At 52.3% G+C, this 24555-nt stretch carries 24 protein-coding genes and 1 pseudogene; 10 read left to right on the top strand and 15 right to left on the bottom strand.

The genetic code is table 11. The features are described 5' to 3' along the window. Positions 1–103 precede the first annotated feature (103 nt). Positions 104–685, bottom strand: a complete 582-nt coding sequence (locus P3X23_RS00785; protein ID WP_300872151.1) for a thioredoxin family protein — start codon at positions 683–685, stop codon at positions 104–106. A 485-nt stretch (positions 686–1170) separates the two neighbouring features. Continuing rightward, a complete protein-coding gene (locus P3X23_RS00780; protein ID WP_300872149.1) occupies positions 1171–1407 on the bottom strand; it encodes a hypothetical protein in 237 nt (78 codons plus the stop codon). A 180-nt stretch (positions 1408–1587) separates the two neighbouring features. Between P3X23_RS00780 and surE the strand changes: the two genes are divergently transcribed. Continuing rightward, the gene (gene surE, locus P3X23_RS00775) at positions 1588–2391 is read left to right on the top strand and encodes a 5'/3'-nucleotidase SurE (protein ID WP_298615173.1); all 804 of its coding nucleotides are present in this window, start codon (positions 1588–1590) and stop codon (positions 2389–2391) included. Here surE and xth read toward each other — a convergent pair. Then, positions 2377–3162 carry an exodeoxyribonuclease III gene (gene xth, locus P3X23_RS00770; RefSeq protein WP_300872147.1) on the bottom strand — a complete coding sequence of 262 codons (786 nt, stop codon included), beginning with the start codon at positions 3160–3162 and terminating at the stop codon, positions 2377–2379. The two genes, surE and xth, sit on opposite strands and share 15 nt — an antisense overlap. An 87-nt stretch (positions 3163–3249) precedes the next feature. Here xth and P3X23_RS00765 point away from each other — a divergent pair, with 87 nt between their 5' ends. Further along, entirely contained in the window at positions 3250–4689 is a 1440-nt protein-coding gene (locus P3X23_RS00765; protein ID WP_300872145.1) for a DUF3084 domain-containing protein, read from the top strand. Positions 4690–4786: 97 nt separating this feature from the next. Further along, positions 4787–5842 (top strand): calcium/proton exchanger, encoded by a 1056-nt coding sequence (cax, locus tag P3X23_RS00760; protein ID WP_300872143.1) that lies wholly within the window; start codon positions 4787–4789, stop codon positions 5840–5842. Between the two features lie 23 nt (positions 5843–5865). On the opposite strand, the pseudogene P3X23_RS11865 reads toward cax, so the two are convergent. Both P3X23_RS11865 and P3X23_RS00750 read right to left on the bottom strand, forming a co-directional pair. Further along, positions 5866–6114, bottom strand: a pseudogene (locus P3X23_RS11865) (transglutaminase domain-containing protein); the annotation flags it as partial. A gap of 742 nt (positions 6115–6856) precedes the next feature. Further along, positions 6857–7162, bottom strand: coding sequence for a DUF3155 domain-containing protein (locus tag P3X23_RS00750; protein ID WP_300872140.1), 306 nt, complete (start codon positions 7160–7162; stop codon positions 6857–6859). A gap of 273 nt (positions 7163–7435) precedes the next feature. On the opposite strand from P3X23_RS00750, the gene P3X23_RS00745 reads away from it, so the two are divergent. Both P3X23_RS00745 and P3X23_RS00740 read left to right on the top strand, forming a co-directional pair. Next, positions 7436–7609, top strand: a complete 174-nt coding sequence (locus P3X23_RS00745) for a hypothetical protein (RefSeq protein WP_300872138.1) — start codon at positions 7436–7438, stop codon at positions 7607–7609. Continuing rightward, the gene (locus tag P3X23_RS00740; protein WP_300872136.1) at positions 7610–8809 is read left to right on the top strand and encodes an anion transporter; all 1200 of its coding nucleotides are present in this window, start codon (positions 7610–7612) and stop codon (positions 8807–8809) included. Here the strand turns inward: P3X23_RS00740 and P3X23_RS00735 are convergent. Continuing rightward, positions 8806–9084: a hypothetical protein gene (locus P3X23_RS00735; protein WP_300872134.1), complete on the bottom strand. Its 279-nt coding sequence runs from the start codon at positions 9082–9084 to the stop codon at positions 8806–8808. The two genes, P3X23_RS00740 and P3X23_RS00735, sit on opposite strands and share 4 nt — an antisense overlap. Positions 9085–9152: 68 nt before the next feature. Then, positions 9153–9377, bottom strand: a complete 225-nt coding sequence (locus P3X23_RS00730; RefSeq protein WP_300872132.1) for a replication restart DNA helicase PriA — start codon at positions 9375–9377, stop codon at positions 9153–9155. A 437-nt stretch (positions 9378–9814) separates the two neighbouring features. Between P3X23_RS00730 and P3X23_RS00725 the strand changes: the two genes are divergently transcribed. Beyond that, positions 9815–11509: an N-acetylmuramoyl-L-alanine amidase gene (locus P3X23_RS00725; RefSeq protein WP_300872130.1), complete on the top strand. Its 1695-nt coding sequence runs from the start codon at positions 9815–9817 to the stop codon at positions 11507–11509. On the opposite strand, the gene rfaE1 is transcribed toward P3X23_RS00725, so the two are convergent. Then, entirely contained in the window at positions 11506–12528 is a 1023-nt protein-coding gene (gene rfaE1 / locus P3X23_RS00720) for a D-glycero-beta-D-manno-heptose-7-phosphate kinase (protein ID WP_300872128.1), read from the bottom strand. The two genes, P3X23_RS00725 and rfaE1, sit on opposite strands and share 4 nt — an antisense overlap. Before the next feature lie 183 nt (positions 12529–12711). Here rfaE1 and glmM point away from each other — a divergent pair, with 183 nt between their 5' ends. Further along, on the top strand, positions 12712–14082 hold the full coding sequence (glmM, locus tag P3X23_RS00715; RefSeq protein WP_300872126.1) for a phosphoglucosamine mutase: 1371 nt from the start codon (positions 12712–12714) through the stop codon (positions 14080–14082). 41 nt (positions 14083–14123) lie between these two features. Beyond that, positions 14124–15056, top strand: a complete 933-nt coding sequence (locus P3X23_RS00710; RefSeq protein ID WP_300872124.1) for a methylenetetrahydrofolate reductase — start codon at positions 14124–14126, stop codon at positions 15054–15056. Here the strand turns inward: P3X23_RS00710 and P3X23_RS00705 are convergent. Together P3X23_RS00705 and P3X23_RS00700 are read right to left on the bottom strand one after the other, a co-directional pair. Then, a complete protein-coding gene (locus P3X23_RS00705) occupies positions 15010–15294 on the bottom strand; it encodes a DUF427 domain-containing protein (RefSeq protein ID WP_300872122.1) in 285 nt (94 codons plus the stop codon). The two genes, P3X23_RS00710 and P3X23_RS00705, sit on opposite strands and share 47 nt — an antisense overlap. A 518-nt stretch (positions 15295–15812) precedes the next feature. After that, complete coding sequence (locus tag P3X23_RS00700) at positions 15813–16427, bottom strand: histidine phosphatase family protein (RefSeq protein ID WP_300872120.1); 615 nt, start codon at positions 16425–16427, stop codon at positions 15813–15815. 154 nt (positions 16428–16581) lie between these two features. Between P3X23_RS00700 and thrC the strand changes: the two genes are divergently transcribed. After that, a complete protein-coding gene (gene thrC, locus P3X23_RS00695) occupies positions 16582–17643 on the top strand; it encodes a threonine synthase (RefSeq protein WP_300872234.1) in 1062 nt (353 codons plus the stop codon). On the opposite strand, the gene P3X23_RS00690 is transcribed toward thrC, so the two are convergent. The 5 genes from P3X23_RS00690 to P3X23_RS00670 all read right to left on the bottom strand — a co-directional run bounded on the left by P3X23_RS00690 (position 17640) and on the right by P3X23_RS00670 (position 23831). Further along, the gene (locus tag P3X23_RS00690) at positions 17640–18251 is read right to left on the bottom strand and encodes a hypothetical protein (RefSeq protein WP_300872118.1); all 612 of its coding nucleotides are present in this window, start codon (positions 18249–18251) and stop codon (positions 17640–17642) included. The two genes, thrC and P3X23_RS00690, sit on opposite strands and share 4 nt — an antisense overlap. Before the next feature lie 131 nt (positions 18252–18382). Then, on the bottom strand, positions 18383–19756 hold the full coding sequence (locus P3X23_RS00685) for an ATP-binding protein (protein ID WP_300872116.1): 1374 nt from the start codon (positions 19754–19756) through the stop codon (positions 18383–18385). Positions 19757–19768: 12 nt separating this feature from the next. Then, positions 19769–20449, bottom strand: a complete 681-nt coding sequence (rppA, locus tag P3X23_RS00680; RefSeq protein WP_300872114.1) for a two-component system response regulator RppA — start codon at positions 20447–20449, stop codon at positions 19769–19771. Positions 20450–20481: 32 nt separating this feature from the next. Continuing rightward, entirely contained in the window at positions 20482–23307 is a 2826-nt protein-coding gene (locus P3X23_RS00675; RefSeq protein WP_367186453.1) for a cation-translocating P-type ATPase, read from the bottom strand. Between the two features lie 155 nt (positions 23308–23462). Then, complete coding sequence (locus tag P3X23_RS00670) at positions 23463–23831, bottom strand: DUF309 domain-containing protein (protein WP_300872110.1); 369 nt, start codon at positions 23829–23831, stop codon at positions 23463–23465. A gap of 71 nt (positions 23832–23902) precedes the next feature. Here P3X23_RS00670 and psb29 point away from each other — a divergent pair. Further along, the coding region (psb29, locus tag P3X23_RS00665) for a photosystem II biogenesis protein Psp29 (RefSeq protein WP_300872108.1) at positions 23903–24555 on the top strand (653 nt) is incomplete at its 3' end.

Genomic DNA, 24555 nt, shown 5'->3' with positions numbered 1-24555 from the left:
AAAAACAAATCGCGTCAACACAGCCAAACCCATTGGCATTGATTACAGTAGGCTAATGACTGAGAAGGGGCAATAAAAGTGCCATTATCTAAACTTTCCAACTTTAGCCGTAATAGGCGGGTTCATTCCCCGGTTTCCATTTGATATTACAACCGAGGCTGGGTTTTTGATCTTCGCTGGGGGTTTGACCGGCTAAGACCGCATCAATGGCAGCACGCAAGTCTTTTCCAGTGACGGGTAGGCCATTTTGGGGACGACTGTCATCGAGTTGACCGCGATACACGAGTTTGCGATCGCCATCAAAGAGGAAAAAGTCGGGTGTACAGGCTGCTGTGTAAGCTTTGGCTGTTTCTTGGCTCTCGTCGTAACAAAGAGGAAATGTAAATCCCAGTTCTGTGGCCATCGCCTTCAAGGACTCTGGAGCATCATCGGGATAGTTGGCAGCGTCATTGGCACTAATAGCAACAATGCCTAAGTCCGTGTCTTTGTAGTCGCGCCCCAGCTTTGCCAGTTCCTCTTGAACGTGTTTTACGTAGGGGCAGTGGCGACAAATAAACATCACCAGTAGCGCCTTCTTGTCGGCAAAGGTGCTGAGGGAAATTGTTTGGCCACTCACCACATCGGGCAGTTGAAAATCGGGAGCGATAGTACCAAGGGCAAGCATCGTGGACTCTGTCCGTGCCATAAAACCTCCTGAGAACGCTAGCAAGAGTGTTACAAATCAGTAATATCGTCCCTAGTGTACTCTGTTGCGATCGTTCGTGAACGCAACTAGCGATTTATTGCTTCGAAATTAAATCGTAGCTTCCCAATCCTGTGATCAAAGAGGGAGGCGGCGCTTTCGCCTACTACTAGGAACGTTTGCCTTTGCAGTACCCTAGGTTATTTTTGCCTGTGGGTTTGGGGTTGAAATTGTTCAGGCCAACTTTTGGCCTGTGCCCTACGTTTACAAATCGGGTGATTCTCAGAAAAAGCCTACACCCTGCCTTTGGGAAACTGGGAATATGAGGCTTCGCGTTCATGAATAAGATGCGCGGTGGCACTGCTCAAAGTGGTGCGATATTACGACTGCAACGAATACCAAAACTACTCTAATCAACGCAAAAGGCAGCCCGATAACTGCTGCCTAAGGATTGTAGGTTTGATTTTTAAGAACAAAGGAATACTGTCTTAACCAAAATAGCTTTGACGGGAAACGTGCTTCTCAAAGTTGGCTTGGGTTTGATGGAGAAGTTGCTCGCGGCTGTCGCCAGTGTGTTTCAGGGCAGGCACTAAATTACGCGCTTGGAGTGCCATGTGCAGTTGCAAATGGGCAACGTATTCGCTGAGGTCTTCACGGAGTAGCGGATGACTTTGATGCACAGACACAATGTTCTCCTTCAACTGATGGTTCAGTAGGTGTTTCATAACTCCTGTCAATCCCCAACAGTGGTCATGTCAGGAATGGTATGTTCACACTGTTTAGCAGGGTGGGTCACGCAGTGCGCCGCTTGACCCTTTTAGAGGTTAACATTTCTCAGGGAGTGTGCTGCAATTTGCAATCAACTGTAATGTTTGGCCAATACTTTACGATTCAGGGGGCGGAAAATGCGGTTACTCATTGCCAATGATGATGGGGTCTTTGCCCCTGGAATTCGTGCGTTGGCAGACACGCTGGCGATCGCTGGCCATGAAGTTGTGGTTGTGTGCCCCGATCGCGAACGCTCTGCTACAGGGCATAGCCTCACCGTTTTTGATCCGATTCGCGCAGAAGTTGTCAGCGATCGCTTTCACCCCAGTATTAAGGCGTGGGCCTGCTCCGGCACCCCCTCCGACTGTGTGAAATTAGCCCTTGGTGCCCTCCTCGAGGAACCCCCAGATTTTGTCGTTTCTGGGATTAACCAAGGCTCCAACCTTGGCACGGATATTCTTTACTCCGGCACGGTATCTGCTGCTATGGAAGGAGTCATTGAGGGAATTCCCAGTATTGCCATTAGCCTCACCAGTTTCACAGTCCATGACTTTCAGCCGGCCGCTGACTTTGCCAGTCGTCTCCTCAAGGCACTCGAAGCAGCCCCCCTTCCTCCAAAGATGCTCCTCAACGTGAATGTGCCTGCCCTACCTGCTAGTGAAATTGCTGGCGTTGTCATTACACGGCAGGGGATTCGCCGCTACCATGACCTTTTCCAAAAGCGCATTGACCCCCGTGGCAAAACCTACTACTGGCTTGCAGGTGAAGTGGTTGAAGAATATCCCCAAGAACCCAATCAAGCGCCCACGGATGTGGAAGCCATTGCCCAAAACCTAATCAGTATCACACCGCTGACCTTTGATCTTACCTACGGCCAAGGGGTTCAGAGTTTAACCGAGTGGCTGCGTCAACCCACCGTACAGCCCCTATTCAATCTCTAGAATTACAGGTGCATGGTCACTGGGTTTGGGTAAGCGCCGAGGGGCAATATCAATGTGACAACCACAGGCACGGGCTTTGACGCCGGGGGTAATGTAGAGGTGATCAATGCGCCAGCCATGATTGCGACGAAAGGCACCCGCCCGATAATCCCACCAAGAGTAGTGGCCTGGCGCGTCGGTAAAGTTCCGAAAAGCATCGTGGAAGCCGAGGTCGCGAATGGCCGCAAGAAGCTCTCGTTCGGCATCGGTCGCCCCTACTTTTGTGGCGCGATCGCTAGCATCAAAGAGGTCTTTATCTTCAGGGGCAATATTAAAATCACCACAGAGAATTACATCCCCTTGGGCGGTGAGCTGATCGAGATAGACATGGAGGATTTTTAACCAGTGCAGCTTGTAGTGGTATTTTTCACTGTCGTACTCGCCGCCGTTGGGAATATAGACAGTCACCAGGATTACATCAGGGGCTAATTGGGCGCGAATGAGTCGTTTTTGCGTATCCAACTCACTGTGGCCTGGCAATTGGGGTGCAAAGCCTGCTGCTACTCCCGCAAGGGGCTGACGACTGAGAATGGCCACCCCGTTATAGGCCTTTTGACCACTACAATAAACTTGATACCCACGATCCAGAAAGGGCTGACGCGGAAACTCAGCATCTGTGACTTTAGTCTCCTGAAGACAAAGATAATCCACCCCAGTGCTATCCAACCATTGGCACACATGGTCAAGACGAGTGCGAATTGAGTTGACGTTCCAAGTAGCAATTTTTGGCATCGGTGTATTTGCCCAGATCGTTATAGGGGGCAGCATCGGCACATACTGTAGAAAGTATAGTTGGGGAGTGGCAACAGTACCCGAAATATGGCTGGGTATGTTTTGGTCTTGGCCGTGATTATTCTTGGAGGCGCGATCGCGACGGTGGGCGATCGCCTTGGCTCCAAAGTGGGCAAAGCCCGATTGAGTTGGTTTAATTTGCGGCCTCGACAGACGGCTGTCCTGATTACAATCCTCACGGGAAGCTTAATTTCTGCCTCAACCCTTGCCATCCTCTTTGCCCTCAGCCGTGAATTGCGCGATGGTGTGCTGCGCATTGATACGATTCGCCGTCAACAGGCGGCTGCCGAACAAGAACTAGCGGAAACCCGTGCCCAAAAGGATAAAATTGAAGCGGAACTTGCGCAATCGCAAATTGAACTGGCCAACATCCGCCAACGCCTCAGTCAAACCAACCAAATTTTAGAGCAGGCCGTCAATCGCCAAACCCTGACGGAAGCAGAACTGAAGCAACTCCAAGACCGCTACACCCAAGCCCAAACAGAACTTGAGAACTTTGAAATCCAAGGAGCGCGCCTGCGGCAAGAAATTCAGCGTTTGCAACGGGAACGACAGGCGATTCAAAGCCGCCTCGAAAACGTGGCTGGCCAAAAAGCAGCCCTAGAAACTGCCATTCGCGCGGCTCAACAGCGCCTTGCCGAGGTTGAAGGTCAAAAAGATCGTCTCCAAGCAGAGATTGATCGCATTCAGGATCAACTGGCCGTGGCCAATCAGCAGCAGCAGGTACTACGGAATCAACAGCGCCGCCTCCAAAAGGAAATTGCTGCCCTTGAGGCCAGTCGCCAACGCCTTGAGGAGAACGTGAGCATCCTATTACTAGGACTAAGACGCGGGACGATTGCCATTCGTACAGGGCAGGTTTTAGCCTCTGCTGTGATTCAAAATGTCAAAGATCCGGATCAAGCCACCCAAGTGATTGAAGAATTGCTCCGAGAGGCACGTCGCAATGCCATTGTTCTTAATCATCCCCAAAATGTCAAACCGACAGATCAGGTGATTCAAATTACCACTGAAGACGTGAACCGCCTGCGCAGCCAAATTAGTGACGGTCAGCCCTATGTGGTGCGTATCCTAGCGGCGGCCAACTATCTACAGGGGGAAAGGAATATTCTCGTGGTGCCCCAGGTGGCACGCAATCAGCAGGTTTTCCGCGAAGGTGAGAATCTGGCTACGATTTCCTTGGATCCGAGCCAGATGACCGATGAGCAAATTTTGCAGCGGTTGGATCAGTTGTTTACGGTGAGTAATCAGCGGGCGATCGCCTCCGGTGTGCTCCCAGATCCCGTCACTGGTAGTGTTGGCTCCTTTCGCCAAATTGAACTGGTAAAATTTGTCCTTGACCTTAAGGATCACCAAGGGACAATTGATATTAGCGCAGTTACGCCCACCTCCGTTTATACTGCTGGCCCCCTCACCCTCTCCCTTGTGGCGCGCCAAAATCAGCGCGTTATCCTCCGCAGTGGCTAGCCACCAATCCTATTTCTCGCCGCTGGGAATGGAACGCGCAAACCGCAGGCTAGGATAGAGGAGATTTTTCTCCTTTCATCCTGTCAGGGGTGCGCCCGTGAAGCGACTAGTTGCAATTGGTTTTTTGGTGTTTATTCCCCTCTCTTTTGCTGCTGAAAAACTAGAATGGGGCGCCCTCACAGTCTTTATTTTGGCAGCACTGGCGATCGTCCCCTTGGCGATTTGGTTGAGCACAGCAACAGAGGAGGTGGCACTCGCCACAGGGCCGACGATCGGTGGCCTATTGAATGCTCTCTTTGGCAATGCCACGGAACTGATTATTGCCATTGTGGCGCTGCGAGCAGGTTTAGTGGATATTGTCAAAGCCAGTATTACGGGAACCCTCATGGCAAACCTTTTGCTGGTGATGGGGTTGTCTATGCTGCTGGGGGGCATTCGCTACAAAGAGCAATCCTTTGCTCCAGTGGTGGCACGGGTCAATGCTTCCTCGATGACGGTGGCGATCGCGGCCATTCTTTTGCCAGCAATGGTGATTTATACCTCCACCAGTGTGCCGCAGGCAGCGATTTCTAAAATGTCGGTGGTGGCAGCTATCATTCTTATACTTGTTTACGGTTTAACGTTACTCTTTTCTTTGAAAACTCACAGCTATCTCTACGATGTCAGTCAAGTGGAACTAGGAGATGAAAAGAGACCGAGCCTCCCCCTGTGGATCACCGTACTGATGATTGCCACGATTGGGGTGGCCTTTGAGTCGGAAATCTTTGTCGGTGCCGTTGAAGCAGCCACGGCGGATTTGGGTCTAACACCGCTGTTTACCGGAGTGATCCTTCTACCGTTGGTGGGCGGTGCAGCAGAGTATGTCACCGCGGTGGGGGTTGCCCTGAAAAACAACATGGATTTGTCCGTTTCCATCGCCCTGGGTTCATCCCTCTTAGTGGCGCTCTTAGTAGCACCTGTTCTTGTACTCATTGGCCAATTCATTGGTCAGCCGATGGATTTGAACTTCAGTCTTTTTGAAGTGGTGACGGTGATTATTGCAGTCGTGATTGCCAATGTGATTAGTTTGGATGGCCGCTCCAATTGGCTAGAAGGGGCACTGCTGTTGGCCACCTATGGAATTCTTGGCACCGCCTTCTTCTTCCATACCTAGAAGAGGCACTGAATCTATAGTTGTTAGGTCAAAGCTGAGGCGCCCCCTTGTCCCTCTAGGGCAGGGGCGGCATTTGCTGGATCAGCAGCCACAAGGACAATGTGGCATCGCTCACCGCTAAACCGCGAGTGGAATCATACCCGCGCTAGCCTACTTTGGCAAATACACTTCTACCCAAGCTGTCGTTCGGCGTTCTTTAAATCTCCTTCCTGATAGCCACTGACAAACCGTACTGCTAAGCCCGCAGCCCGACAGGCATACATAAACAAGACGGCTGTCTCGTGAGATAACAGATGCGGTATTCCATTTCATATCTAAAAGGAAGCCGCCCGAACTAATAACCGTTCAGGCGGGGTGTGGTGTGAGGAGTGAACGGAAACGTGCGTCTCCGCTATTTCTATTGTAGGGGACAGTTTCCAAATTGCCATAAGTAAATGGCGCAAAAAGATCAAATCCTTAGCTCATTGGCAGGAAGCGCCGCGCTCTTCCGAAGGGGAATCTTGGTACTCAATATACCGCTTCCACCGCTCCACCACTGGCAATCCATAGAACTGCCGCAGACAGACTTCAGGTTGTGAGTAAACTTGGACAGCGCCAAAACAGGATGTGGAGTGAACACTTTGTGGCGAGAGTCCCAGGTTGCGATCGCCCGCTTGAAACCAGGTCGTCGTGCCTTTGCAGTGGGATAGTTAGCGTATGCGAAAGCCTACCAACACCGATGTGATCTTTGTGAAGGATCTGCAAGTCGCCAACATAACCCGCCGCTGCAAACCGAAGCTAGGTAAAGGTGGCGAGTTCTTACCCGACGGTCAGGCGGCAAAGTCTGGTCAAAAAAGTGGGTCTGGGGCATCAGCTCACTATAAAACGCGAAGGTGGAAAGACTGGAGAAGTCCGCCCTTTACGCAAAGCGTGAGGGTGTATGTCACCCATACCTGAGAGCCTCCCCCTGACAAAGCAAAAAGAGCCAGAAGCAATTTCTGACTCTTTGTAAAATGTTTTTTTGTAAAAAACAGCCTAACGAGTGGTGGCTGCCATTTTTTCTTCGGCAAGTTCCCTTAGGCTAGGGAACAAAAAGTGATTTTCTTCAACGTACTGCGCACCAAACAAGCCTTTGTCTGCCCAGAAGTAGCGATCAGTGGTGTGCTCATTCCGCTTAACAAGAAGTAAAGCGGGCGGAGTGATCCCCTTGGCTTGAATAAATTTTCGTGCCGCCGTTACGGGTTTATCTTCGCCACTTTCGATGCTATATTGAGGTACGCACTCAAGAATTTTGCGTCCTTCGAGACGCCGCCGGCTCTTCCGCTTCCGTCTTCTGGCCAAGTTGCCCTACCTCCTTTGCCTTCAAAGAACTGTTATTGAGTTTACAAAAGTCGCCCTTTAGTATATCTGGTGTATTCTCGAATTTCAACTTTCCTTAATTTATCGAAATACGATTTATTGACGGGACAACGATCTCCAGCCTAGGATCAACGCTTTGCTGATCCCAGTGCCCCCCCTATAGCAAATTGTGCCATTTCAAAAAGTGGTTCCTTCGATTTGTTCTACAGCCAATGGGCTACCCTAAAAAACAACTGTCTAAGCTGCTGAATCCCAATGATGCTCCAACGCTTAGTGCAACGGGTTCTTGAAACCCTAGTATTCACTTCAGCCACTGAAAACCAAATTTCCCAACTGCCGTGGAAGCGGGAATATGACGGTGATGATATGGCTGCCCTTGAGAAATTACTAGAGGCCCTAGAGGCCAAGAACATTCAAACCCAACAGTAGGTGCTGCGGTCTGTTCTACAACTCCTGATCCTTGCCCTCAGCTACAGTGCCTTGGCTCTAGGGGGGGTGCCGCGGCTACGCATGAATCGAGCAACGATCGCCCTTGTGAGTGCCGCTCTTTTGATTGCCCTAGGAGCGATTGATCTGCCCAGCGCATGGCAAGCCATTGATCCCCAAACCATTGTGTTTTTACTGAGCATGATGATTGTTAATGCTTATCTGGGCTTTAGCGGCTTTTTTCAAATCGCAATGGTAACCATCGTGCGCTTTAGTGGCAGTCCCTTGGGATTACTGATCTTCCTCACTGGAGCAACGGGAATGTTGTCGGCGGTCTTTCTCAACGATACCCTTGCCCTTGTAACAACGCCTTTAACTTTGCGTATTACCCATGCTTTGGGCTTGAATCCAGTCCCCTATCTGCTGGCGATCGCCGGGGCAACGAATATTGGCTCTGTGGCTACCCTCAGCGGTAACCCCCAAAATATCCTTGTGGGGTCGTTTTCTAACCTAAGGTATCTTCAGTTTGCTCAAGTGATGGCACCTGTGGCGGTGCTGGGGTTAGGGCTGCAAGTGGCTTGGTTGTGGTGGCTCTACCCGGAGGTGCGATCGCGCCAGTCCTGTACATTGGCTACTCTCCAACCGGCGCAGGTGCAAAAAGGGTTACTCCACAAAACACTGATTGTCTCTGGGCTAATGTTTTTGGCCTTTCTGCTGGGCTTTCCCCTTGCTGAATCTTCTTTATTGGCAGCGGCTACTTTATTGGTGACCCGTCGTCTCAAGCCAGAGCGGGTTCTTGCTCAGGTGGATGGATCCCTCCTTATGCTCTTTGCCGGCCTGTTTATTCTCACCCGCTGTATTCAGAATTTTGATTTGCTGGCCACTTTGCGTCCTTGGTTGAACCAGCCATTGCCTTTAGTGATATTGACCACGCTGCTGTCAAACCTGATTTCTAATGTTCCCACGGTGTTACTTTTAGCGCAGTTTATTCCCAAAGGGGCCGATCAACTCTGGTACTTACTGGCAGCTACGAGCACCCTTGCGGGTAATCTTACGCTTTTCGGAGCGGTGGCCAATTTAATCACAGTTGAAGCTGCTGCCAGCTCTGGACGGCTTTCATTTTGGCAGCATCTGCGCTTTGGTGCTCCCCTCACACTTTTGACGCTGGCGATCGCCTACGCTTGGATTGTGAGTCAAACCTAGGGGCTTGATAGGGAGGCGGCTGCTTCAGAGGCATTCTCAAAGTAGGCCACATCTGACTCAAGGACAAAAGCATCAGACTCTGGAATAAACTGCCCTTGACTGAGATAGCCGACACAGCCATTCATCAGGCTATAGACAAAAATGACACCGCCCGCTGAAATGGCCACAAGGCCACTGGCCAGCAGTAAGGAAAAATCCCGTAGGCGGTAGGCACCGTGGAGGAGTCGCACCGACCACAGCACCAATGCCAGTACCAGTAGAAGTAAGATAGCCATATGTAAACTATCTTAACAACTCTCAGGATTTTCCTCATCAATCTTTAGATTCTTCTAATAAATCTCTGTTAGCAGAGTGTCCTTGTCCGCTCTATGGTGCAGGTGAGGTTAGCGCCATACCAACCCACATGGGTGATTTCAGGTGTGTAAGCCTCTAGTACCCGCCCGGTGCGATCGCACATCGTTAGGACGTAATCACAGTGGGGACACTGGGTGTGACTCACGGAGCCATAGCGTTGACGGAGGGCTAATTTACCACAGTGAGGACAGTGAATCGTTTGCATCGTAACCATAGTTAAATAATCCTTAAATTATTTTTGATGGACACGAACTTGTGATAAAAACTGCTGCGCAAACTTATATTTCAAAACAACAAGACCAAAGAAATAGTATTGCGCAACATTAAGGGAATTTATAGGAGAGGACACTTTTTATTATGGATGGATTTCCTAGAGATGACAATGATCCCAATGTTAAAAAATGTGCTAACTAGATAGGGATCAACGAATTCAATTAACCCGCTCAAAAGAAAAGTTCTTCTTTTTTCTAAGAAGTGATTGACTTTTATAACAGCCCTTTTCCCAAGGATTAAATGGCATCCCATATCAACAAAACAGCATCATGGGTACCCTGCACTTTAGAAAAGCACTGTAATCTAAAGAAAGGATTAAGAAATGTATGAGGGTTGGGGGTGAAGGGGTTCAACTTTAGTCTCCTTGGTGCACTGATAGTGAGTTGGCTCCAGCCAGTCATGGCACAGGGTTCGCTGCAAGTGGTTTATCCGCCGCGAGAACACACCACCAGTGCCCAGCAAATTTTCTTTATTGGCACGGCACCGCCCCAGGTAATGGTGGCGCTCAATGGTCAAGTGATTGGCGATCGCTCTCCAAAAGGGCACTTTGCCCGCACAGTTCCCCTGCAACCCGGCTTGAACCACATCACGCTGCAGGCAGGAAATCAACGCCTTGATTTTGCCATTACCCGCACGGTGCCCCAAGTACCGACCACCTTACAACCCCTAGAGCCAACGGCCGATTTGGTGCGCTTGCCCAATGAAATTGTTTGCTTTACCGCTGCTGCTCCCAGAGATCGCTCCCCTACAGTCCAAGTGGGTCAACACATTTTGCCCTTAGAACCCCTCCCCCCTCAAGTGCAACTGCCCCCTAATCTCGCTGCGCTGATTGATCAAGCCGACCTCGTGACGCCGCGTCCGCCGCTGTACCGCAACTGCCTGCAACTTACCCAAGTGGGAGACTATGGCTCAATCCAGTGGCAATTTGAAAACCAACGCCAACGGGGTGCCCGCATTCGCGTAGTCGCGCCAACGCAGTTGCCAGTTGTCGAAGTAACCCGCTCCCCAGAAGGGGTTGCTCGCACTGGCCCCGGCACGGATTATTCACGGCTGACTCCCTTACCCATGGGAACGCGGGCACGGGTGCACGGACAAACGGGGGATTGGCTGCATTTGGACTATGGGGGCTGGATCCGCGCCAATGAAGTGCGCTTTCTGCCGAGTGCTATGCCCACGACGGCTACAATCCGCAGTATTACCAGTCGCCGCCTAGCGGATTGGACAGAAATCCGTTTTCCCTTGGATGTGCCGGTGCCGATTTCCATTCAGCAGGGCGATCGCCAGTTCACGCTAACCTTGCACAACACAATTGCCCAAACCGACATCATTCGCCTCGATGCCGATCCTGTCATCCAACGCCTTGATTGGTACCCCCTTGAACCCCAACGGGTGGAGTATCGCTTTACCCTCCATCCTCGCCAACAGTGGGGCTATCGCGTGGCCTATGAAGGGAATCGACTGGTGCTGCAACTGCGTCATCCACCGCAACTGCAACAGGGCGCACAACCCCTGCGAGGCATTAAAATTCTCCTTGATCCCGGCCATGGTGGGTCTGCGGACTTGGGGGCACGTGGCCCCGATGGCACCCCAGAGAAGATCGTGACATTGGCGCTGGCACAAAAATTAGCACCTGAGCTAGAGCGCCTTGGCGCAACAGTCATTTTGACACGCACAGAGGATATTGATCTGGACTTGCGCGATCGCCTTCTGGCGATTGAATCAGCCCAACCAACCCTTGCTTTGAGTTTGCACTACAATGCCCTCCCCGATGCCGGCGATGCCCGCAATACTCAGGGGATTGGCGCATTTTGGTATCACCCCCAAAGTCATGGTCTCGCTGTTTTTCTAGAGGGGTATTTAAGTCGGCGGCTCAAGCGACAGTCCTATGGTGTGTTTTGGAATAACTTGGCTCTTACCCGTCCTGCGATCGCCCCTGCTGTGTTGTTGGAGCTGGGGTTTATGATTCACCCCGAGGAGTTTGAGTGGATTGTCAACCCCCAAGCCCAAGCTGAGCTTGCCCATACCCTTGCCCAAGGGATTCTCAGGTGGTTACAGCAGGCCACAGGAGACTAGTCTTCTAACAAATGATGGAGAGCTGCCGCCATCTCTGCGGTGGAAGTTGTTGCAGTGCCAAACTGGCGTACGACAATACTCGCGGCCAAATTGCCTAAAACCGCTGCCTCCCAAAGACTAGCACCCGCTATAATGGCGAGGGTTAAGGCAGCCACAACGGTATCCCCCGCTCCGGTTACGTCAAAGACATCGGTGCGGTTAAAGGCGGGCAAATGGTCAGGCGGAGCCTCCCGACTAAACAGACTCATACCGGCATCGCCCCGCGTAATCAGGATGTATTTGGCCCCTGTCAACGCCAGCAAATCTGCACCGGCGCGTAGCACCTCCGCCTCTGTGCGAATCGGGTAACCCACCGCTGCCTCCGCCTCCGGTAGATTTGGCGTGAATAGGAAAGCCCCGCGATAGCGCCCTAAATCTCGTTGGCTATCCACAATTGTGCGCTCATGTTCTAGGGCTGCCGCAATGACAGGGGGGGTAAAAACGCCATCCCCATAGTCGGAGCAAACTACGGCATCAACGGTGCCCAACTGACAACGAATAAAAGCAGCAAGTGCCTCCTGGAGGGTTGGGGCAGGTAACGCATCGGACTTGCGATCTACCCGCACAATTTGCTGAGTCACCGATTGGCGAGCATGGCCAGAAATGCGTGTTTTGGTCACGGTGGGGCGATCGCTATCCCGGAAAATTCCTTGAGTATCAATCCCTGCCCCTTGAAAAATGCCACAGAGTGCCTCTCCCTGCGCATCTGTACCCACTAGACCAACCGCCTGCACCCGAGCACCCAACTTGGCCAGATTGTAGATGGCATTGGCACCGCCACCGGGGACTTGGCGGGTAAACTCATGGCGCAAAATTAGGACAGGGGCTTCCCGCGAGAGGCGCTCCACCTGACCCGTAAGAAATTCATCGAGAGTGAGATCTCCCACCACCAGTACCCGTGCCGAGGAAAAGGACTCCAGAAGGTGCAGGAGTCGCCCTTGGGACAATTGCAATTGCTGACGCAATTCTGGTGGTAGCATTTCATGTGTCCTCAGTTCCCGCTGATCCAGAATACTCCTGTGGGGGGACGTTGATGCGGCAGCAAAGGTTCATAGAGATGCTATAGTCCAAAGGAAGTAAATTAATGTTAAGAATCGCCTCCTGCATAGCCAAGGAGATCGACTAGAAAATAGTGAGTGTTGGTGTGGCGTGAGGAATTAACCATGACCGGGCAGCAGCCGATTCGGTTTGGAACCGATGGCATTCGTGGACGCGCGGGAGATGTGCTAACTCCCAACTTGGCCTTGAGCTTGGGATATTGGGTAGGAGAAGTCCTGCGGCAGACAACAGATACCCCCAACCGTCCCTTTATTATTGGCCAAGACTCCCGCAACTCCAGCGATATGTTGGCAACGGCTTTGGCTGCAGGGCTAACTGCGGCTGGTTTTGAAGTGTGGAATGTGGGGTTGTGTCCGACTCCCTGTATTGCCTATTTGACGGCTACTACAGAAGCGATGGGTGGCGCGATGATTTCCGCCAGTCACAATCCACCCGCTGATAACGGCATTAAAATTTTTGGCAGCGATGGTAGTAAGCTTAGCCCTGATCTACAAAAAGAAATTGAAGCACACTTAAATGCGGGCCTCTCCCTTCCCCCTACTGAGCATTGGGGGCATCTGCATCATCGCCCAGAGCTACTCCAGCGCTATCGCCATGCGGTGCAAGCACCCCTTCAGGAGCGTCAGCCCCTGCGGGGACTACGAGTGGTGTTGGATTTGGCATGGGGTTCTGCGGTTGCAGTGGCGCCTACGGTGTTTCATGCCCTAGGGGCTGAGGTGATTACTCTCCACGATCGTGCCGATGGCAATCGCATTAATGTCAACTGTGGTTCGACCCATTTAGAGCCATTGCAGCAGGCTGTTCGTGAAACCCGCGCCGCTATGGGATTTGCCTTTGATGGGGATGCCGATCGCGTGCTGGCGGTGGACAGTGAAGGACGGGTGGTGGATGGTGACTACATCCTCTACTTTTGGGGACAACGCCTCCAGGCCCAGGCCCAACTGCCGAAGGATTTAATTGTGGCTACGGTCATGTCTAACTTGGGCTTTGAACGGGCTTGGCAAGCGCGGGGTGGACAACTGGTGCGGGCGGCGGTGGGCGATCAATACGTCCATGCGGAAATGGTGCGCCACGGTGCCATGCTGGGGGGAGAGCAGTCGGGACACATTCTCTGCCGTCACTATAGTGTCGGTGGAGATGGCCTGCTCACAGCAGTACACTTAGCAACCCTTGTCCAAGATTCCCGTCTCTCGCTAGCACAACTGCGCGACCAAAGTTTCACCCCCTATCCTCAGATTCTTCGTAATGTCCGCGTTGAAGACCGGCAGCGGCGACTCCACTGGCAAGAGTGTGAACCTCTGCAACAGATGATTGCCAAAGCCCAACTAGACATGGGCGATCGCGGACGAGTTTTGGTGCGTGCTTCTGGCACAGAACCCGTCATTCGCATCATGGTGGAGGCAGAGCAGCAGCGTCTGGCTGACTATTGGACAGAGACCTTGGTGCAGACGGTAACTGCCCACTTGGCCGCCTAGGAAGGGTATGATAGTTGCCTAGTCGCGCTCCAGCTATTTCCTTGTCCGTCTCGCGTTTTCAAGCTGCCTGTCAGCGGGGTGAGTTTCTAATTACTGCAGAGGTCTGCCCCCCCAAGGGTAGAGATGCCAGTACGATGTTGCGCCAAGCAGCCCATCTCAAGGGGCGAGTTCATGCTGTCAATGTCACCGATGGTAGTCGTGCAGTGTTGCGAATGAGTTCCTGGGCAGCTGCCTATTTACTCCAACAGCAGGGATTTGAACCCATTTGTCAAATGGCCTGTCGCGATCGCAACCGCATTGCCCTGCAGGCCGATCTCATGGGGATTGCTGCTCTTGGTTTACATAATATTTTGGCACTTACAGGTGACCCTGTCAAGGCGGGCGATCATCCCCAAGCCAAACCTGTCTTTGATTTGGAGTCTGTACGGCTCTTGCGCATTATTGGCCAACTGAATCAAGGGGTGGATAGCGAAGATCGGCCTTTACCCGATGGCGCCACCCAATTTTTTGCAGGAGCAGCCGTTGATCCCCAGTCTGCCAGTTGGTCGGGTCTCCAACAACGGTTTGAACGCAAGTTAGCTGCCGGTGCCCAGTTTTTCCAGACTCAGTTAGTTACAGACTTTGAGCGGCTCGCTAAATTTATGGATCGGATTGCCGCCGGCTGTGGTCGGCCAATTCTGGCGGGGATTTTTCTTCTCAAATCTGCCAAAAATGCTCTATTTATCAATCGAGCCGTGCCGGGGGCTTCAATTCCCCAGCATATTATTGACCGCCTCGCTGCCGCCGCTGATCCCCTCGACGAAGGGATGAGCATTGCTGCCGAACAAGTCCAACAGGCACGGGAACTTTGTCAAGGGGTGCACTTAATGGCGGTGCGCCGTGAGGATTTGATTCCGGAAATTCTCAACCGCGCAGGGATTCCTCCCCTCAGCGGATCACCTGCACCCCTCGCCAAAACGCCACATAGCCCTTGATATGGGCCGCCGCCGGCTGCGGATCGGGGTAGTACCACGCCGCATTACAGTTTACTTCCCCATTGACCACAATGTGGTAGTAGCTGGCTGTGCCTTTCCAACCGCAAACGGTGTGGGTGTCGCTGGGCTGAAAATAGACCTGATTAATCGTCTCTGGTGGAAAATAAACATTGCCTTCAACCACTTCATAGCGATCGCTCTCGGCCAAGGTGGCGCCTTTCCAAACTGCTTTTGCCATTGCTTTTTTCTCGGTTGCTCCCTTTTTAGGATAGGGCAGGTACAGAAGTGTTGAGCGATAGCTTGAGAGACGAGAAAAAAAGGAAGAAGTAGTGTATTTTCCCTTAAAAATAAGAACAAAAAAATACCGTTGCATTCTTTGGCAAGTATTGTCAAGTCTATCCTCAAACACCTCAGCCCTTGCGACTCTCCTGTGGGGCACTCACAACTGCTGGGCAAAATCCGGCTGACCTATGTTCTAGACCCCAACTTGAACAGCATGAGCGCCTTGTTTTATCGCCTGAATCGCTCAGGAATACAGGTGTTCAATAGTGGATTACAGCTTTGATTGGCAGCCAGAGTTACTTGTGGCCTCTCGCATCCGCTCGACGCAGGCTGAGAGTATTAAGTTTTGGTACAAGATTCAACACTTCTGCTAACGTTGATAACGCCAATTGTTGGTTAATGATTCCGCAGGCGCTCAATTAAGAAGAAGTGATTTTACTCGCCAAAACCTCTGGCAAGAAGGGGTGGTGTTTTTTAAGGACAGCCATTGAAGGTATTAATGCGCCACCAGTGGATATTTTCTGCTTCAAAGCGACCATCCAGATCCACCCGTACTGAGAAGTCAAACCAAGCTGCGGGCGGGATTTCTATTCCCCATAGGCGATCGCTCCCCAGCACAACGCTAATGAGACACTGCAGAAAGCCGCCATGGCTAACACACCAAACGCAGTCCTCATCGCTGTGACGCCGCAGTTTTTTCCAAGCCTGTTTTGCCCGCTGCCAAGCCATGGCCATGGACTCTGCCTCGGGGACTGGAATCAGGTAATCACTTTCCTCCAGTTCTGCACAGAGGTCGGGATGCTGCGCTTGAGCCTGTGCCCATGTGAGGCCTGTGAAAATCCCCTGATCAATTTCAATCAACTCCGCTAGCTCTTGAATCTTCAAGTCAGGACAGGGGTTCATTAGTGTCGCCGTATCGCGGCAGCGTTGCAGTGGACTGGTGTAAATGGCATTCGGCGGTGGGAGTTTTTCCCGCAGGGCAAGGGCTTGCTGCCGTCCCCGTTCGGTGAGGGGCACATCTTGCCGTCCCAGCATGACCTTTGAAGCATTCCCAACAGCTTCACCGTGGCGGATCAAAATTAGGCGCATCGTGTAGTTCTCCCCTAGGGCAGTAATTGGCAAGTGCAACCCCTGATCGCTAAAATTATCCTACTGCGTGGCTGCACTCTATCCTCAGCCTCAAATTCATTTATTCATCTTTCTTGACTACGTACCTGTGCCTGTAACACTTTCTGCCCCCCCCATCCGTCCTGCTTGGCATGGCCTGATTCACGCCTACGGTGCCTTTTTACCCGTCAGCGATCGCACGCCAGTGGTGACGCTCTATGAGGGCAATACCCCTTTGATTCCAGTGCCCCAAATTGCCGCCCGTATTGGCCGCAATGTCTCCGTCTATGTTAAGTACGATGGCCTTAATCCCACGGGGAGTTTCAAAGATCGCGGCATGACGATGGCCATTTCTAAGGCTAAGGAAGCGGGGGCTGAAGCTGTGATCTGCGCTAGCACCGGCAATACCTCCGCCGCGGCCGCTGCCTATGCTCGCCGAGCGGGATTGCGCGCCTATGTGTTGGTGCCCGAAGGCTATGTTGCCCAGGGCAAATTAGCTCAGGCTCTCCTCTATGGAGCGGAAGTCATTGCCATTGAAGGTAATTTTGATCAGGCTTTGGAGATTGTGCGCCAAATGGCGGCAACCTATCCGGTGACTCTGGTAAACTCCATTAATCCCTACCGCCTAGAGGGACAAAAAACCGCCGCTTTTGAGGTGGTGGATAGTCTGGGCAATGCTCCCGACTGGCTCTGTATCCCCATGGGCAATGCGGGGAATATCACCGCCTACTGGATGGGCTTTTGTCAGTACCGTGAACAAAACCGCTGCGATCGCCTGCCGCGCATGATGGGGTTTCAAGCGGCGGGATCGGCACCTCTTGTCAAGGGGGAAGTGGTCACTCGGCCAGAAACAATTGCCACTGCTATTCGTATTGGTCATCCGGCCAATTGGCAACGGGCGATCGCCGTTAAAGAAGCCAGCCAGGGGGCTTTTAATGCCGTGACGGATGAGGAGATTCTCCAGGCCTATTATTTGCTTGCCTCTGAGGAAGGCATCTTCTGTGAACCCGCCAGCGCCGCCTCGGTGGCTGGCCTCTTAAAATTGGCCGATCAGGTGCCCAGCGGTGCTACGGTGGTCTGTGTGCTCACTGGGAATGGTCTAAAAGATCCAGACACAGCCCTTAAACAGGAGAGCGATCGCTTTCACCGCCACATTCCAGCCACTGAGCAAACGGTTGCCAAGGTCATGGGCTTCTAAAACCCCAGCTCAGCCCGCATCAAATGGCGGCTAGCCTTAAATAGTTGGACGGCCGCGCGATTGGTTGCTAGGGCAGCAACATTGGCAGCAGAACTGACAGGCTCGGCTAAGCGGGCGGGTTGCGCCAGTTGCTGGGCACGGTCAAAGAGTTGGCGAACCGTTGCGTTTTCTTTACCAAAGTAAGTCATTTCCGCCTGAGTGCGACTGCGTTCCCGCTCGACTTGGAAAGGAGCATCGTAGTAACTGCGCGAGAGCAGTGCCTGACCACTGCGGGCTTCTCCCAAATTGCGCGCTGCTTCATAAACGCGGGCAGCCGCCTTGGCAGTTTCTTTGGCCTTGAAGTAGTTGCCGCCCTTTTCTAGCGATTGAGCCGTAGCCAAAAGGCGATCGCCCAAACTCAAGAGATTGCCATCCGCATTGGGGGTAGACTTTGCCCGCATGGCCTCATACTGCGCTTTAGATAGATCGCGAACTGCTTTTTCAGCATCTTGCTCCACAGCGGCTGAACCTTGAATACGGGGACGGGCAGTAACTGTTGGCGCCATTGTTAAGGGCAACACCAGCGCGACAAGGGTTGCTACCAAAAGAGATCGATTTTGGCGAAGCATAGGGGCATTCTCCTAAATTAGTGGGAAAAGTGATGCGGATTGAGAATTGAGACTGGTCAAAGAACCGTTGTCTCTCTACCGCTGCTGTCCTCAGCGTACCCCCTAAAAATGACAGAGGAATGACACATCCCCTAGGTTGCCAGCGGCAGCTTCACGGTAAAGGTTGAGCCTTGATTCTCTTGGCTTTCAACCAAAACACTGCCGCGGTGGAGTTGGACAATTTGTCGCACAATGGCCAGCCCCAGACCGGCGCCACGAATGCCCCGTCGCTGTACCCGCTCATCTCGATAGAAGTAGTCAAAAATATGCGGCAGTGCCGTTGCACTAATCCCGATACCTGTATCCGCCACTACAATCACTACCTCCTCTCCCCGTTGACTGACTTGTAGGGTAATGGTGCCACCGGCGGGGGTGTAGCGCTCAGCGTTACTGAGGAGATTGAGCACCACCTGCTTCAGCATGTCGCGATCGCCTTTGATAAGCAGCGGAACAGAGGGCAGTTGCAGATGAAACGTATGGCTTTGGGCATGAGTTTCTCGCCATTCCTGAGCAATGGCTTGGATGAAGGTTCCTACCTCAAGGGGAGTGGTAAAATCCGGGGGCGATACCCCCTCGTGGCGAGCCAAAAACAGCAAATCATTGACCAGTTGTCCCATGGACTTTGCTAAGCTAGCCACCTTCTCAAGGCGAAGGAGCGCCTGTTCAGGCTGCTGTTGACCCAGCAAAATCCCCACCTGTGCATGGCTTAAAATAGCGGCGATTGGCGCCCGCAATTCATGGGAAGCATTGGCGGTAAATTGCGACAGGCGATTGCAGGCGGCTTCTAACTCCTGACGCCGCCGCTCCAGTTCCCGAAATAGTTTGGCAAAGAGGCGAACGGCTAGGCCACTGCCAAGAAAGCCGACCATAACCGCTAAAATAAGCGCGATCGCATGCATTTGCCGCAGGCTTTCCAACTGCTGCTGGCGATTCACCAAGAGCCGTTCTTCTGCTGTGATAAAGGCATTGATGGCTGCCCGTGTCTGATCCATTACCCGCTTGGACTGCTCAATTTCCTGAATTAAGGGCCAGCGATCGCTAGGGGGAGGGTTCATTTGCGCCGTTAGTAGCCCTATACTCCTGTTAACTAGGGTTTTCAAGTGCTGAAAATTAGTTAGCTGTTGCGGAGAGTAACTAAGAAGAGTTTCTATTTCCTCAAGAGTTGCAGGCAACTGGGCAAGGGCTGTGTGATAAGGCTCTAGAAAACTTGCCCGCTGCGTGAGATGATAGCCGCGTATTCCCGTTTCTGCATCAATGAGGTGATTCAGTAGCTCCCGTGCCTCTAACTGGACTCGCTGACTATGGCGCACCGCCTTTTCGTAATCGCTCATGCTCATGCTGAGCCAGACAAATATACCAACGGTGCTCACAAGGCAAAACACCGGCAGCAAAATAATGAGAAAGCCCCGCTGTTGGGGGGAAAGTTGAGGCCATCCTTGAAATGTAAACGTCCGCCTGCGGTTCATTGGTGGTTATCCCTATACCGAGGAGGGTGCCTGTAAGCGATAGCCCATCCCGTACACGGTTTCGAGCCACTCGGCACAACCTAATTCCTCTAAACGCAGGCGCAGGCGGCGAATTTGGGTGCTCACAGCATTACTTTCAGGCTGATTGTCCCACTCCCAAAGATGAAGTTCCAATTGCTCACGGCGAATCACTTGGCCGGGATGGCGCAGAAAAAACTCTAAAAACTGATATTCACGGGTGGACAGAGAAATGGTTTTTGCCCCCCGTTGGAGAGTCATTGAGGAGAGATGCAAAACCAAATCGTTCAGTCTTAATTGATCCCCCAACCAGCGGGGCGATCGCCGACCCAAGGCTCGCACCCGAGCTAGAAGTTCCATGACCTCCACTGGCTTAATTAGGTAGTCATCGGCACCGGCGTCTAATCCCATGACCTTGTCGCCGGTGGTATCCTTGGCAGTCAGCAGTAGAATTGGTGTCTCTTTTCCCGCTTGCCGATAGTTTCGACAAAGTTCTAAGCCACTCATTCCCGGCAGCATCCAGTCTAAAATGATTAGGTCATAGGTTTTTTCCTGCAGCAGCCACTGGGCTGTTTCACCCTCTTTTACGCCGTCGACTAGGTGTCCTTGATGGCCAAGAATGGTTTTTAGGGGTTCCAACTGCTCAGGATCATCTTCCACTAATAGGATACGCATCGAACAAGAACAGTTAGCTTTGCCACTGCAAACTACTCCCCTAATTGTAATGTGTGCCCCCTATGGAGCAGCCGCACCACCAGCTTCTCTAACTCTACCCACACAAAGACGAGGGTACTAAAGCCAATACACACGGCTAGCTCAGTCTCAGAGAGCAGATAGGTGCCAAAGAACCGCCGCAGGGGTGGAGCATAAATAAGCAACAGTTGTAGGATGGTTGTCAAGATAACTGATCCCCAAACAAAGAGGTTAGAGGCGGGGTTCATTTCGATCGTCAGCCGTGTACTGGAACGAGCAGCAAGGGCATGGCCCATTTGAGCCAAACAGAGGGTAGTGAACACCATGGTGGTCCAACGTCTGGGATCGAGTCCCCCTTCTACGTGTTCGGAGGTGTAGCTGTAGGCCCATACCATAAGGGAAATGCCAACTATGGCCAAGATCAGACCAATCCGAATCATATAGGAACCCAAACCACGGCCAAAAATACTTTCGTTGGGTTTAATTGGCGGCCGCTTCATGACATTAGGATCTCCCGGTTCAACGGCTAGAGCAAGGGCAGGCAAGCCATCGGTGACTAGGTTCATCCAGAGAATTTGTAAAGGTGTTAGGGGGACACCTCCTAAGCCCAGTAGGGGTGAGCAGGCAATTGTGATCACTTCGCCAATGTTGGAGCCAAGAATGTATTTGATAAAGCGCCGAATATTGCAGTAGATAACTCGCCCCTCCTCGGTAGCGGCCACAATGGTGGCAAAGTTGTCATCCAAGAGCACCATATCGCTGGCTTCTTTGGTAACATCAGTGCCTGTCATTCCCATTGCTACACCGATATCTGCTTGCTTGAGGGCAGGGGCATCATTGACACCATCCCCGGTCATAGCCACAATCTCACCGTTGCGTTGGAGGGATTTGACAATGCGCAGCTTATGTTCTGGCGAGACTCGCGCATAAACATTCACAGTGGAGGTGGCAGCATCCAATTCCTCAGCACTGAGTTTTTCAATCTCTCGACCGGTGAGGGCGCGATCGCCCCACTCACAGATGCCAAGTTGACTGGCGATCGCCTGCGCCGTCAGTTGATGATCTCCCGTAATCATAATTGGACGAATCCCTGCTGTGCGACAGGTGGCAACAGCCTCCAATACCTCTGGCCGAGGGGGGTCAAGAATACCCACTAGCCCCAACCAGATGAGTTCCTGCTCACTGGTATCGACACTCTCCGCCGCTGGCAATGCTGACCAGTAACGATGGGCAATCCCCAAAACCCGCAGGCCTTGGGCGGCAAAGCGATCGTTTTCAGCTAAAATTTCCTGGCGCTCCGCCAAGGTTAGGGGTTGAACGTCCTGCCCCACCTGTCGCCATTGACAGCGCTCCAGTGTCAGCTCAGGGGAGCCTTTGGTAATCATCCAGTAGGGTTTTTGGGTGGAAAGCTCAGGAATGGATTCGCTGCGGTAGAACGTACTCATCCGCTTGCGGTCGGCATCAAAGGGAAATTCCGCCACTCGCTCAGCCTTTTCCTGCAATGCTTTGAGATCAATTCCCCCCTTGATGGCCAAAGGCAGGAGGGAGCCTTCCGTAGGATCGCCGAGGATTACCCACTCGGCTGCGTGTTGTTTGAGCAGCGCATCATTGCACAGTGCTCCAGCTAGAAGGAGCAGTTGCCGTTCATAGAGGGCTGAGGCATCGTTGGTGTTCGCGTCGTAAAATTCCCCCTTGGGTTCATAGCCATTGCCGCTCACCTTTGCCCGATAACTGGTTGTGGCGATCGCCTGTACCACCATTTTGTTTTGGGTGAGGGTACCCGTTTTATCTGAACAGATAGTCGTCACACTCCCTAGGGTCTCCACTGCCGGCAGACGACGAATCAGGGCATGGCGTTTGACCATCCGCTGCGTTCCCAATGCGAGGGTGACGGTAATTACGGCGGGCAAGCCTTCGGGTACCACTGCTACGGCCATACTGAGGGATACTTCAATCAGTTCCCTGAGGAGGGAAACATCGTAGAGACTACCGGTAACCACCACAATGGCCACCAGCACCGAGGCAATCCAGACCAAGCGATTGCCCAGTTCGGTCATGCGTTTTTGCAGCGGCGTGGGTTCTTGTTCCACCCCTTGGAGAGCAGCGGCAATTTTCCCTAGCTCAGTGTCCATGCCGATCGCGGTAACGACCGCTATCCCTCGACCTTGGCTGACTTCAGTACCGGCAAACACCAGATTGACGCGATCGCCCACTTCTGTGTCAACGGGCAAAACTTTCTCGGCATTTTTACTGGTGGCTTCTGCTTCCCCTGTGAGGGCGGCTTCGCGAATTTGCAAATTCACAGCCTCAAGGAGGCGGCCATCGGCAGCCACTTTGACCCCGGTCTCTAGAAAGAAAATGTCCCCGACAACAAGGTCAGGGGAGTCAATTTCCATGACCTTTCCTTCGCGGCGGACGCGCACCTTGGGGGCTGCCATATTTTTCAGGGCTGCTAGGGCCTCTTCGGCACGAGATTCTTGGACGTAGCCCAAAATGGCGTTGAGAATCACCACCAATAAAATTGCGGTTGCATCTTTGGGAAAGGGCAGGGCGTTTTCTTCAAGGGATTCGAGAATCTCCAATGTGCCAGAGATAACAGCCACCACCAGCAGCATGATCAGCATAATATTGCGAAACTGATCAATGAAAATTTGCCAGCGGGGGCGTTGGCCACTGTCAGTGAGTTCATTGCGGCCGTATTGTGCTTGTCGTTGTTGCACTTCTGTTAGGTTTAGCCCCTCCTGGCGATCGCTCCTAAGGCGAGCAACCACGTCATCAGCACTGAGCGCATGCCAGACTGATTCAAGATTCATTTTGGAGGGCATATTGGAAGATGTCATGGCAAGTGAGGAAATGAACTATTTTTATTCTCTCTTTATCTCTGGGATTTAGTTGAAGCTGTGGCGAAACACTGCCAATAGTGCTCATAGCGCGCCCTCAGTGCCAAGGGCGGCTCAGACTGCGTCCAAAACTCCACGAGGGTGTGTCCTGGGGCTCAAGTATCCTGATCGAGGGGGCTACGATGTTGCAGTAGCAAGGGAGCTAAGGTTTTGAGGTCAAGGGGGGTCTGAAGCTGCGCTTGCAACTCCGCCACCGCCATCAAAAAGGTTGTCAAGTCTAGGCCGCAAAAGTCCGGATCACACTGTTCAAGACGACGCCGCCCTTCCCCCAACAGCAAAATTGCTCCCCGTTGGTTACCCCGACTTAGGTGATAGCAGGCCACAGCAATTTGCAGCAGGCCTTGGTAAAACCTGCGCTCAGGTTCATCGGCCTCTAACCAGAGGGCTTCAAGGGTGTCGTGGCAGGCATAGAATTCGCCGCGGTTGAATTGAGTAATGGCGAGGGCAAGCTCAGGACGCATCATTGATTGGGAAAGCGCAATAGGCAATAATAGTAAAGAATCATGACATTTTTTAACGAATATCGGCAGAGCTTGTGCAATATCCTCGAACTGTCTCTGATACCAAACGCGCCTTTTATGCCACTCACAGGCGACCCATTCATTCGATCTACCGTCGCTTTATTGAAGAACTGCTGGTTGAAATCCATCTGCTGCGCGTCAATGTAGAGTTTCGCTACTCTCCCCTATTTGCCTTGGGGGTGGTTACCGCCTTTAACCAGTTTATGGAGGGTTATCAGCCCGAGGGCGATCGCGCCAATATTTTTCATGCCCTTTGTGTGGCTGAGGAAATGAACCCGCAACAGCTGAAGGAGGATGCCGCCAGTTGGCAGCAATACCAAGGCCGTTCCTTGAGTCAAATCCTTGAAGAACTCAACAGTGGTCAACCCAGTGCCCCCCTCAACAGTCTCAACCATGAGGGCAAATATAGCCGTCTCCATGCCGTGGGATTGTATGCCTTTCTTCAGGAGTTGGCAGCAGAGGTAACGACAACTCTCAACGAAACATTGGATCAACTCGCTCCCGTGATTAAACTGCCCATCGAGAAAGTCAAACGCGATCTCGAACTCTACCGCAGCAACCTCGACAAAATCAATCAGGCTCGCAGTCTAATGAAGGAACTTGTCGAGCAAGAACGCAAGCGCCGTGCTCAGGAGACCTCTCCCCCACCCGCCCTGGATGCCAGTTC

Source organism: Thermosynechococcus sp. Uc (assembly GCF_029335995.1).
GTDB lineage: Bacteria > Cyanobacteriota > Cyanobacteriia > Thermosynechococcales > Thermosynechococcaceae > Thermosynechococcus.
This window is presented reverse-complemented; position numbering and strand designations above follow the sequence as displayed.

What these genes read in the sequence shown, in the direction of transcription:
- P3X23_RS00745 (WP_300872138.1), top strand. Translation starts at nt 7,436, where the DNA reads ATGATGCTCCAACGCTTAGTGCAACGGGTTCTTGAAACCCTAGTATTC.
- surE (WP_298615173.1), top strand. Translation starts at nt 1,588, where the DNA reads ATGCGGTTACTCATTGCCAATGATGATGGGGTCTTTGCCCCTGGAATT.
- P3X23_RS00785 (WP_300872151.1), bottom strand. Translation starts at nt 685, where the DNA reads ATGGCACGGACAGAGTCCACGATGCTTGCCCTTGGTACTATCGCTCCC.
- P3X23_RS00765 (WP_300872145.1), top strand. Translation starts at nt 3,250, where the DNA reads ATGGCTGGGTATGTTTTGGTCTTGGCCGTGATTATTCTTGGAGGCGCG.
- P3X23_RS00675 (WP_367186453.1), bottom strand. Translation starts at nt 23,307, where the DNA reads ATGACATCTTCCAATATGCCCTCCAAAATGAATCTTGAATCAGTCTGG.
- P3X23_RS00780 (WP_300872149.1), bottom strand. Translation starts at nt 1,407, where the DNA reads ATGAAACACCTACTGAACCATCAGTTGAAGGAGAACATTGTGTCTGTG.
- rfaE1 (WP_300872128.1), bottom strand. Translation starts at nt 12,528, where the DNA reads ATGCTACCACCAGAATTGCGTCAGCAATTGCAATTGTCCCAAGGGCGA.
- xth (WP_300872147.1), bottom strand. Translation starts at nt 3,162, where the DNA reads ATGCCAAAAATTGCTACTTGGAACGTCAACTCAATTCGCACTCGTCTT.
- P3X23_RS00735 (WP_300872134.1), bottom strand. Translation starts at nt 9,084, where the DNA reads ATGGCTATCTTACTTCTACTGGTACTGGCATTGGTGCTGTGGTCGGTG.
- P3X23_RS00685 (WP_300872116.1), bottom strand. Translation starts at nt 19,756, where the DNA reads ATGAACCGCAGGCGGACGTTTACATTTCAAGGATGGCCTCAACTTTCC.
- P3X23_RS00670 (WP_300872110.1), bottom strand. Translation starts at nt 23,831, where the DNA reads ATGATGCGTCCTGAGCTTGCCCTCGCCATTACTCAATTCAACCGCGGC.
- glmM (WP_300872126.1), top strand. Translation starts at nt 12,712, where the DNA reads ATGACCGGGCAGCAGCCGATTCGGTTTGGAACCGATGGCATTCGTGGA.
- P3X23_RS00700 (WP_300872120.1), bottom strand. Translation starts at nt 16,427, where the DNA reads ATGCGCCTAATTTTGATCCGCCACGGTGAAGCTGTTGGGAATGCTTCA.
- P3X23_RS00690 (WP_300872118.1), bottom strand. Translation starts at nt 18,251, where the DNA reads ATGCTTCGCCAAAATCGATCTCTTTTGGTAGCAACCCTTGTCGCGCTG.
- P3X23_RS00705 (WP_300872122.1), bottom strand. Translation starts at nt 15,294, where the DNA reads ATGGCAAAAGCAGTTTGGAAAGGCGCCACCTTGGCCGAGAGCGATCGC.
- P3X23_RS00730 (WP_300872132.1), bottom strand. Translation starts at nt 9,377, where the DNA reads ATGGTTACGATGCAAACGATTCACTGTCCTCACTGTGGTAAATTAGCC.
- rppA (WP_300872114.1), bottom strand. Translation starts at nt 20,449, where the DNA reads ATGCGTATCCTATTAGTGGAAGATGATCCTGAGCAGTTGGAACCCCTA.